This window comes from Brevundimonas sp. UBA5713 (genome assembly GCF_002419815.1).
Taxonomy (GTDB): Bacteria; Pseudomonadota; Alphaproteobacteria; order Caulobacterales; family Caulobacteraceae; genus Brevundimonas.
In genome coordinates this window covers 1-8857 of record NZ_DIGV01000052.1, presented here as the reverse complement: position 1 = coordinate 8857, position 8857 = coordinate 1, and the positions used below count along the sequence as shown (strand labels likewise).

The 8857-nt window shown below is 61.1% G+C and carries 8 protein-coding genes, 1 tRNA gene and 1 pseudogene; 3 read left to right on the top strand and 7 right to left on the bottom strand.

The features are described 5' to 3' along the window. Positions 1–197 (bottom strand): annotated as a pseudogene (locus tag B3B04_RS12890) (hypothetical protein); the annotation flags it as partial. 246 nt (positions 198–443) lie between these two features. On the opposite strand from B3B04_RS12890, the gene B3B04_RS12885 reads away from it, so the two are divergent. Then, positions 444–1013, top strand: coding sequence for an OmpA family protein (locus B3B04_RS12885; protein WP_292043464.1), 570 nt, complete (start codon positions 444–446; stop codon positions 1011–1013). Between the two features lie 81 nt (positions 1014–1094). Here B3B04_RS12885 and B3B04_RS12880 read toward each other — a convergent pair whose 3' ends face one another. Both B3B04_RS12880 and fdxA read right to left on the bottom strand, forming a co-directional pair. After that, entirely contained in the window at positions 1095–1655 is a 561-nt protein-coding gene (locus tag B3B04_RS12880) for a CarD family transcriptional regulator (RefSeq protein ID WP_292043462.1), read from the bottom strand. Between the two features lie 307 nt (positions 1656–1962). Then, positions 1963–2304 carry a ferredoxin FdxA gene (gene fdxA, locus B3B04_RS12875; protein ID WP_292043461.1) on the bottom strand — a complete coding sequence of 114 codons (342 nt, stop codon included), beginning with the start codon at positions 2302–2304 and terminating at the stop codon, positions 1963–1965. A gap of 195 nt (positions 2305–2499) precedes the next feature. Here fdxA and B3B04_RS12870 point away from each other — a divergent pair, with 195 nt between their 5' ends. Then, positions 2500–3120 carry a YceI family protein gene (locus B3B04_RS12870; protein WP_292043460.1) on the top strand — a complete coding sequence of 207 codons (621 nt, stop codon included), beginning with the start codon at positions 2500–2502 and terminating at the stop codon, positions 3118–3120. Between the two features lie 66 nt (positions 3121–3186). Here B3B04_RS12870 and B3B04_RS12865 read toward each other — a convergent pair whose 3' ends face one another. Beyond that, on the bottom strand, positions 3187–3537 hold the full coding sequence (locus tag B3B04_RS12865; protein ID WP_292043458.1) for an RNA-binding S4 domain-containing protein: 351 nt from the start codon (positions 3535–3537) through the stop codon (positions 3187–3189). A gap of 20 nt (positions 3538–3557) precedes the next feature. Then, positions 3558–6701, bottom strand: a complete 3144-nt coding sequence (locus B3B04_RS12860; protein WP_313443587.1) for a helicase-related protein — start codon at positions 6699–6701, stop codon at positions 3558–3560. Between the two features lie 330 nt (positions 6702–7031). On the opposite strand from B3B04_RS12860, the gene B3B04_RS12855 reads away from it, so the two are divergent. Next, positions 7032–7108, top strand: a tRNA-Arg gene (locus B3B04_RS12855). Positions 7109–7409: 301 nt separating this feature from the next. Here the strand turns inward: B3B04_RS12855 and B3B04_RS12850 are convergent. Next, the gene (locus tag B3B04_RS12850) at positions 7410–8288 is read right to left on the bottom strand and encodes a hypothetical protein (RefSeq protein ID WP_292043456.1); all 879 of its coding nucleotides are present in this window, start codon (positions 8286–8288) and stop codon (positions 7410–7412) included. A 6-nt stretch (positions 8289–8294) separates the two neighbouring features. Continuing rightward, positions 8295–8857: hypothetical protein (locus B3B04_RS12845; protein ID WP_292043455.1), on the bottom strand; the 563-nt coding region annotated here is incomplete at its 5' end.

Here is an 8857-nt window from a genome sequence, read left to right as displayed (position 1 = left end):
GGCCCGGTCGGCGCGGGATCGGGTGTCGGCTCGGGCGGCGGGGGCAGCGGCTCTACCAGTTCTACCATCACATGGTCAGGCTCTTCGACAAGGACGGGACCTTGCACCTTCATGCCCCAAATTGCCGCTAGAACAAGGACATGCACAGCTACACTGGCCCCGATGGCCAATGTTGTACGCGTTTGTTTACGCCGCACGCGCCCCTCGCCCATGCCGTCTCTCATACTGCCTGCAAACCGTGTTTTGCAGACTGTCTAATCAGGCATCAACTTCGGCCCGCTTTATGGCGAACGTAAAAAATATTTCGCCCTAGGATCGATTAATATAGTCAAGCTAACAATATTTTGCCTGCTTTCGGTCATTTGGTGGCCCACAGAGTCACGATTATTTCACGTTCTAGCTAGGGCGGGCATCCCCCGTCGCCTTAAGAGAGCAAAGATCCTATGACTTTCACGTCCCGCAAAGCCTTCGCCGTTGGCGCGCTTTTGGCAGTCGGTGTGGCCGCGAGCGGTTGTGCCAGCCACAAATTCGTTCGCGAGAATGTCGCGGTAGTCGATGAGCGCGTCTCGGCGGTGGACAATCGCGTAACGGGCGTCGAGAGCACCGCGAACCAAGCTCTGGAACGCGCCAATGCGGCCCACAAGCTGGCTGAAGGCAAATTCCTTTATGAAGTGGTTCTGTCGGATGACTCGGTGAAGTTCCCGACCAACGCCACCGACCTGTCTCCGGAAGCCGAACAGCGCCTCGCCGAACTGGCCCAGCGCCTGAAAGCCGAAAACCGCAATGTGTATCTGGAAATCCAGGGCCACACCGACGCTTCGGGCTCTGACGCTACCAACGCCCGCGTGGGCGAAGAGCGCGCTGAAGCCGTGCGTCGCTTCCTCAGCACCCAGGGCATCGCCCTGAACCGCATGTCGACCATCTCGTATGGTGCGTCGAACCCGGTCGCCCCGAACGACACGCGTGAGGGCCGCGCCCAAAACCGTCGCGTCGCCATCGTGGTCCTGTACTAAGACCACCGCCCGACCGGCATAAGAAAAGGCCCCGATGGAAACATCGGGGCCTTTGTTCTTGGTGTTACCGAAAAAACCTTATCAGGCGGCTTCGGCTTCATCCTCGGCTTCGACAGCGGCCGTCGCGGACGGCACCGGCTTCTTCGCTGCCAGAGACTTAGACAGCAGGGCAATCGCCGCGTCCTTGTCGATGCCGTTGGCCGCAGCCACTTCGCGCGCCATACGATCCAGAGCCGATTCGTACAGCTGGCGTTCCGAATAGGACTGCTCGGGCTGAGTGTCGGCACGATACAGGTCACGCACGACCTCGGCGATCGAGATCAGGTCGCCAGAGTTGATCTTGGCTTCGTATTCCTGCGCACGGCGCGACCACATGGTACGCTTGATGCGGGCACGGCCCTTGAGGGTGGTCAGTGCCTTGGTGACGGTGTCATCGGCAGCGAGCGTACGCAGACCAGCCGATGCGGCTTTCTTGGTCGGTACGCGCAGGGTCATTTTCTCGTGGTCGAAGGTCACGACATAGACCTCCAGAGACATGCCCGCGACTTCCTGAGTTTCGATCGCGGCGACCTTGCCAACACCGTGGGCCGGATAGACCACAGCGTCGCCAACCTTGAATTCCAGACCGGACTTGCTCGTCATGACATTCCTTTCCCAGCGCAGATGCTGGTGAGACGGCACTTCTAATAGGCAAATAGCGCAGCTGCCGCCGGGTGTGGCCCGTCGGGCGAAACGCGCTGATTACGGATTAGACGCTGTACCGGATCACCGAACCTCTGGCCGCCCCCGTCTCAAAAGCGGGGTTCTGTCGCAAACTCGGACGGCGCGCATGGCTGTGCAACCGCCCGTTTCGAATGGGAGGAACCTACCACAAAATTGATCAATCTCAAAATATCCGCAGTGCCAAGCTGGGATTGAGATCAAATGTGTTCAGATAATGGCGAGAAAATCAGGAGCCTTTGCCGGGCTTGGGGCTGAAATACTTTTCGTATTTGCCCGTCTCGCGCTCGAACTCTTCGCGATCAGCCGGCGGCGTACCCTTGACCGTAATGTTCGGCCAGACCTTGGCATATTCGGCATTGATCTGCAGCCACTTGCCGTCCGGCTCGTCCTCGGTGTCGGGCACAATGGCATCTACGGGACATTCCGGCTCGCACACACCACAGTCGATGCATTCGTCCGGCGCGATCACCAGAAAGTTCTCGCCCTCATAGAAGCAGTCCACCGGACACACTTCTACACAGTCCATGAACTTACATTTCACGCAGGCGTCGGTGACGATGTAGGTCATTGCGGCAATCAGGCCCGTAAAGAACTGGAAAAAGGTCGAGGGCGCGCAAATGCCTCTTCCGGGAACCAACTGTCAACCGAGTACGCTTGAGACACGGGTCAAAGTCGGTAACGCATCATGCCAAATCGACCAAAGTTGCTGTTCAGGCCCTCTTTTAAATGAAACTGAAACACGCCCAGTTTGGAGGAGACACACATGCGCGTATCCTTGCGTACAGCTGCCATTGCCGCCTCGGCCCTTGCTCTGGTCGGCGGAACTGGCGTGATTGCCCAATCCGCCCTGACCAAGAACCCAGCCGAAGTGCAGGCCGGAGACTATGAGCTGGATCCCAGCCATGGCCGCATTACCTGGAAAGTCGACCATCTGGGCTTTTCCGACTTCTACGGCCAGTTCGTGAATGTTCAGGCCCGCCTGCAACTGGATCCGGCCAATCCTGCCAACAGCCGTCTGTCGGCCACCATCCCGATTGCGGACATCGCCCCCAATGATGACGCCCTGAAGCGCCACCTATTGGGTGAAGACTTCTTTGACGTCGCCAACCACCCGACAGCCACTTTTGAATCGACCCGCATCGTCATGGACGACGATGACCGCAATGAAGCCGACGTTTATGGCAACCTGACCATCAAAGGCATCACCCGTCCGGTGAAGCTGGAGGTCGAGTTCAATCAGGCCGGTCCTTCGATGGGCGGCAAGTATCGCGCGGGCTTTGACGCCGAAGCCAAGATCAAGCGTTCGGACTTTGGCATCACCTACGGCCTGCCGGCTCTGGGCGATGAAATCGAACTGCACATCGAAGGCGAGTTCGTGAAGTAAGCCAGCCATCGCCATCCACGGATGGCATGAGCCGTTTCAGGGGCGCAGGCTTAGGGGTCTGCGCCCTTAAATATGTCCGCGACCGCCGCGATCACCGTCCCATTTGGCGACCGGTTGCGGCTGATCTTTGGGCGAGTGGTCTTCGTAAAGCGTCCTCGCCTCGGTGGCAGGTCCACGGCGCTCGCCGATAGCCAGCACCTTCACCTGTGTGATCCGCCCGCCGAGGCTGAACATGATCTCGTCGCCAACGTGGACCGTGCGGCTGGGCTTATCCAGCCGCACCTGCCGCCCCTGATGGGTCAGGTGGATCTTCTTTTTCGACACCATTTCAGCGGCAAGCGCCCGCGTCTTGAAGAAGCGGGCGTGCCAGAGCCACAGGTCAATCCGGATGGATTGTGGGGCGGTGCTGCTATCCATGGCGAACCCCGCGCAGGGCCTTAGGCCTCGCCCAAGGGTTCGGGAGCAGCCGGTTCAGCCGCAGATGCAGGCGCTTCGACCGCAGCGGGCTCGGAAGTTGCCTCTGCACCTTCTGCCCGCTCGCCCGCAGCCTTGGGCTTGCGAGAGCGGCGGCGACGCTTCTTCTTGGCTTCGCCTGCGCCCGGAGCTTCGCCAGCTTGGGTAGAGGCAGCGGCTTCATCCGAACCGGCTGCGTCGTCAGACGACGGGCCTTCGGCACCAGCCTCGGTCACCGGCTTCTTGCCACGGCGGCGACGGCGCTTCTTTTTCGGTGCGGCTTCGCCCTCAGCTGGTTCACCCTCAACCGTTTCCGATGCCGGAGCGGCTTCGGTGGCCTCCCCTTCGCTGGCCTCAACGGCACCGCCCTCAACCGGCGTGCGCTCGCCCTTGGGCTTGCGGCGACGACGGCGCTTCTTCTTGGCCGGAGCCTCTTCACCCTCGGCACCGACAGCGGGAACTTCGCCCTCGACCGCCTGTGCACATTCGGTCAGTTCAGCGGCCTCGGCGGTTTCACCCGCAGTGGCCTCGGCCTCGCCCTTGCCCTTACCGCGACGGCGGCGGCGCTTCTTCTTCGGTGCGCCCTCACCCTCGGCAGTCGCTTCAGGCGTTTCGCCTTCCGGCACGGGCTGACGCGGTTGTTTCGGCTTCTTCTCGCGGCGCGGCTTTTGAGCAGGCTTGGCTTCCGGCTCGGCGGTTTTCAGCGCCATCAGAGCGGCAAACGGCGAGTCCGCATCCACCACAGGGGCCGCAGCGGCGGCACCCGCCTCTTCACGACGCGGCGGGCGCAGGGCCGAGCGCACCGCCCGCACCTGACCCTCATTCCAGCCAAGAGCCTCCAGCGCCTCTTTGGGCAGGTCGCCACGTCCGGCCTTGCGTTGCAGGTCGGCGTACTGTTCCAGCAGTTCGACCGGCACGCTGAAACGGCCCACGATCTGACGACCATAGGCGGCCAGCGCCTTGGCCGATGGCTTGTCCCCGCGCAGTTCGCGAAGGCCCTCGCCCTCCAGTGCCTTGCTGCCATCACTGGCGACAAAGGCACGGGCAAAGGTCTGGGCGCGCGGTTTCAGCATGGACGGCAGCCACACGGCATGGGTGCCGATGCGAATGGCGAACTTGCCCAAAGATTTGCGGTCTTCCGGCGACAGGCTGGACAGGTCCTCGCGTACCTCGGCACGCGGCAGCACGCCGCCGGCTTCGACGATGCGCCAGGCGATACCGCGCACCAGCCCCGCCAGCACGCCGTCATCCACCGCACGCTTCAGACGCTTGAGATCGCGCAGAGCCCGTCCGGCCTCTTCACCCAGCCACGTCTCGATGCGCTTTTGCGCCGCTTCACGCGCCGCCGTATCGCCCAGATCGCCGATCAGGTGAACGCGCGGGTGAAACACGTCGTCATTGACGACCTTGGCCGCCACCGCGCCCTGCCAACGCACCGAACCATCCGCATCCAGCGTAAAGCCAGCGTCTTCTTCCTTGGCCAAAACCTTTAGTCTCCGTCCAATCTCTGGAGCCACGGCACGGGTGGCTGCCTGACGCAGCGCCCGATCCGCTAGGGCCGAACCACCGGCATCGAGGGTGAATTTCACACCCTCCAAGCGGCCCACGGCCTCTCCCTCTATAGTCACTTCGCCGTCGTCGGCCACACCGGCCAACACTTCGGCACTATCATTCAGCACACGCATCAGCGCCGAGGTGCGACGGTCCACGAACCGCGCCGTCAGCTTCTCATGCAGCACATCGCTCAGTCGCTCTTCCAGCGCCTTGGTCTTTTCCGCCCATTCCTTGGCATTATGCAACCAGTCGGGACGGTTGGCGATGTAGGCCAGGGTGCGCACGCCCGCCAGACGCGCCGAAACCTGATCGATCTGCCCGTCGTCGCGGTCCAGATCGGCAAAGCGCGGCGCAATCCAGTCGTTTTGCAAACGACCGTGGCCCGTCGTCAGGGCGCTGAAAATCTCTTTGGCCAGACGGGCGTGTTCATCCGTCGTGGTCTTTTGGAAGTCCGGCAGTTGGCAGGCTTCCCACAGGCGCATCAGGGTGCCCCTCGAACGGGCCGCCTTCTTGATCTCGTCGTCCTGCGACAGACGGCGAAGCATAATCTCGTCCAGTGACGGCAAGGTTAGCCGCAGCCCTGCCCTCTCGGGCGTCTTTTCCAGCGAACGCAGCAGGTCCGGCAGGGTGTCAAAGTCCAACCGCGCATTGCGCCATTCCGCCGCTTCGACCGGATCAAAGCGATGCTCGGCGATCTGCTCGATCAGGTCCTCGTCCAGTTCCTCGGCCTCGGCGGTAACGCCAAATGTGCCGTTGCGCATATGCCGTCCGGCGCGGCCCGCAATCTGGGCGATCTCGTGGGCATAAAGGTATCGCGTGCGACGACCGTCGAACTTGCGCATCCCCGCAAAGGCCACATGGTCCACATCCATGTTTAGCCCCATGCCGATGGCGTCGGTCGCGACAAGAAAGTCCACCTCGCCCGACTGGAACAGCTCCACCTGCGCATTGCGAGTGCGGGGCGACAAGCTACCCATCACCACCGCGGCCCCGCCCCTTTGGCGACGCAACAGCTCGGCGATGGCGTACACCCGCTCGGTGGAGAAGGCGACGACAGCACTGCGGCGCGGCAGGCGTGTGATTTTCTTGGAGCCCGCGTAGGACAGAACCGACAGGCGCTCGCGGCTGACGATCTCGGCATCGGGCACCAAGCGCCGCATCAACGGCTCCATCGTCCCCGCGCCCAGAAACATGGTCTCGAACCGCCCGCGCGCGTGCAGCAAGCGCTGGGTAAAGACGTGTCCGCGCTCGGGATCGGCCACCAGTTGGATTTCATCGACCGCGAGGAAGTCCACCTGCCGCTCCAGCGGCATGGCCTCGACCGTGCAGACGAAATAGGCCGGACGAGGCGGGACGATCTTTTCTTCGCCGGTGATCAGTGCCACCGACGACGCGCCTCTCAGCTTGACGATGCGCTCATAAATCTCGCGCGCCAGCAGCCGCAGCGGCAGGCCGATCATACCCGACGTGTGACCCAGCATCCGCTCGACCGTCAGGTGGGTCTTGCCGGTATTGGTCGGGCCGAGGATGGCCGTAATGCGCGAGGGCGCAAGGCCAGTGGAACGATCACTCATGACCCGCCTGCCCTAGCACATGCGAGCCCCAAGGCCAGAACGAACTCTGCCCGCGCGTCACCAAATTCCGATTTTCACACAGAAGATGAACGATCCGTTACCAAGCCTCGAAACACGGCACGAACGAATCATGACCGAATCAGCGACACCGCTCGATTCGAGCTTTGTTCTATACCACATCTAGTAGGTTAATGCACCTTAACCACAAAGGTTAACCACGCGAACGGGCCCCGCAATGCGCGCCTCGTCCACGCCACAGTCACAAGAAATCCCCAGCCAAGCTCGCACAGGCCTTGTCACCCCCGCCCACCCTGACTACTCAGACCCCGTGGCCCCGTAGCTCAGCTGCATAGAGCAAGGCTTTCCTAAAGCCGAGGTCCCAGGTTGGAGTCCTGGCGGGGTCGCCATTTTTTGTCGTTACCAGTTAGAACCTGCTCAATACCAGTTAAGACCTGCTCAAGTTGCAAATCTTTCGCAACTTCTGCGACATGCAGTTCCTAGGGCGTCTTTGACAGGTTCTCAGAGCTACTCTGTCCGCTAATGACTCAACGCGGCAGTTGCTGACGTCCGCTTTTGGGGAGAGGGCCGAATACCAACAGAATGGGGAGGCCTACTTCTGACGCTTCCGAAGGAAATTGCCGCGTAGGGCGCATCTGCGCGGCGACGACGCCCCTTTCACGAGCTTGGCGCGGGCCAGAGGGCGTTGATTTATGCAGCAAGGCGTTCGTCCATGAACGTGAAGACCCGCGCCGATACCTTCAGCATCATTGCTAAGTCCTGCGGCACAGTCGGGTAGATTGGATTCTGGCGCTCAGCGTAGTCGTGCCCAAACCACGGGAGGAACCGGCCCACGGACTGGAGCCGTGCGTGAGCTTCACTGACACGAGCAAAGGACTGATCGACATCGGCGCGGCGATCGCTCGCGGCTGCAATAGCAGCTGCGAATACAGCATCGTATTCCGCCTTGAGCCGGTTCCATTCTGCCTGCGCAGCCTCGTCTAAGACGCTGGGAGCAACGCTTAGCGGAATTCGATGGGCAGCAGGGTCGCGACGTTCACTGATGTCCCGGTCCCACTGCTGGTATTCTGCCAGTGTCTCAGCGAGCGGGCTGAGGTTGTCGTCCTGACTAAGTGTGCGGCGGAATAACCCGATTTGGACGGGCGCAATCTGCTTCGTAGCACCAGTCCCAAACTGGTGAACCACTGCCCAAGCGAGGTTATCCAGCAGTCCCCGAATGTTGATGTAGATCACATTGAGGTCTCGTGAGACGACCTCGACCTCGTCATGGTTCATGGGCGCGGCCCGGTCGGGCGGTACGTTGGCGTGGAGACTGCGGAGGGCTCCCCACAGTGCCTTGGCGCGTCGCGCCACGCCAAACCGAAGGTGTGTGTGTGGCGTTCCGGCGTCCACCCGCGCTGAGTACGTCACGCCCGCTCCCATCAGGTCGCGAAGGGCATCCATCACCAGCAGCGCCTGACCTTCTTGGGCTTGATGGTGCCAGTATTGGTCATTCTCGGGATTTCCGTTAATCCAATGCCGGTACGGATCGAACTGCCGTTCGATGTCGATTTCCTCTTCACGAAACATAGTCACCTACCTGCGCCGACTTTCGATCATTTCCATCACTCGGGTGCGGATATCTTCCTGCCTTGCATCAGCCAACTCACGATAGGTCGCCTCCCGCTCCGCATCGGTCTTAGCGACATGGACCTGTGCTGACTCTTCGTCCGTCAAATCGAACTCAATCTCGATAGGTTCGTCGGGATGGTCTGGGTGGGTGAAGCTAATCCCTAGCTTGTATGATGGCTTGTAAATACGGAACTCGATTTTCGAGCCGGTCAGGTCCTTTGGCTTGGCCCTCCCAGCCTTCGTATCCCATTCGAGAAGCTGGAACTGCTGAGTAAAGTCTATTCCTTGAAGGGCTTCTAGGTTGCCTGGCCGGATTTCCTCGCGGCTTAGCCATCTGGTTCCGGGACGTTCTGGCGCTGACTTGGCGACAAACTTCGTGATGCCCCACGCTTGAAGTTTCCCGCCCCAGAAGTTCAGTACATTGGTCAGCGCGATGTCAACGTCTCGTTCTACGCCATCAGAACACATGGCCGACACTACGGTGCGGGCATCTGAGTCCGAGGTTGTGACGTGACCCCCGTTTCTCA

Excerpts from the sequence above, each read along its gene's own strand:
- B3B04_RS12860 (WP_313443587.1), bottom strand. The coding sequence starts at position 6,701 with ATGAGTGATCGTTCCACTGGCCTTGCGCCCTCGCGCATTACGGCCATC.
- B3B04_RS12870 (WP_292043460.1), top strand. The coding sequence starts at position 2,500 with ATGCGCGTATCCTTGCGTACAGCTGCCATTGCCGCCTCGGCCCTTGCT.
- B3B04_RS12850 (WP_292043456.1), bottom strand. The coding sequence starts at position 8,288 with ATGTTTCGTGAAGAGGAAATCGACATCGAACGGCAGTTCGATCCGTAC.
- B3B04_RS12865 (WP_292043458.1), bottom strand. The coding sequence starts at position 3,537 with ATGGATAGCAGCACCGCCCCACAATCCATCCGGATTGACCTGTGGCTC.
- fdxA (WP_292043461.1), bottom strand. The coding sequence starts at position 2,304 with ATGACCTACATCGTCACCGACGCCTGCGTGAAATGTAAGTTCATGGAC.
- B3B04_RS12880 (WP_292043462.1), bottom strand. The coding sequence starts at position 1,655 with ATGACGAGCAAGTCCGGTCTGGAATTCAAGGTTGGCGACGCTGTGGTC.
- B3B04_RS12885 (WP_292043464.1), top strand. The coding sequence starts at position 444 with ATGACTTTCACGTCCCGCAAAGCCTTCGCCGTTGGCGCGCTTTTGGCA.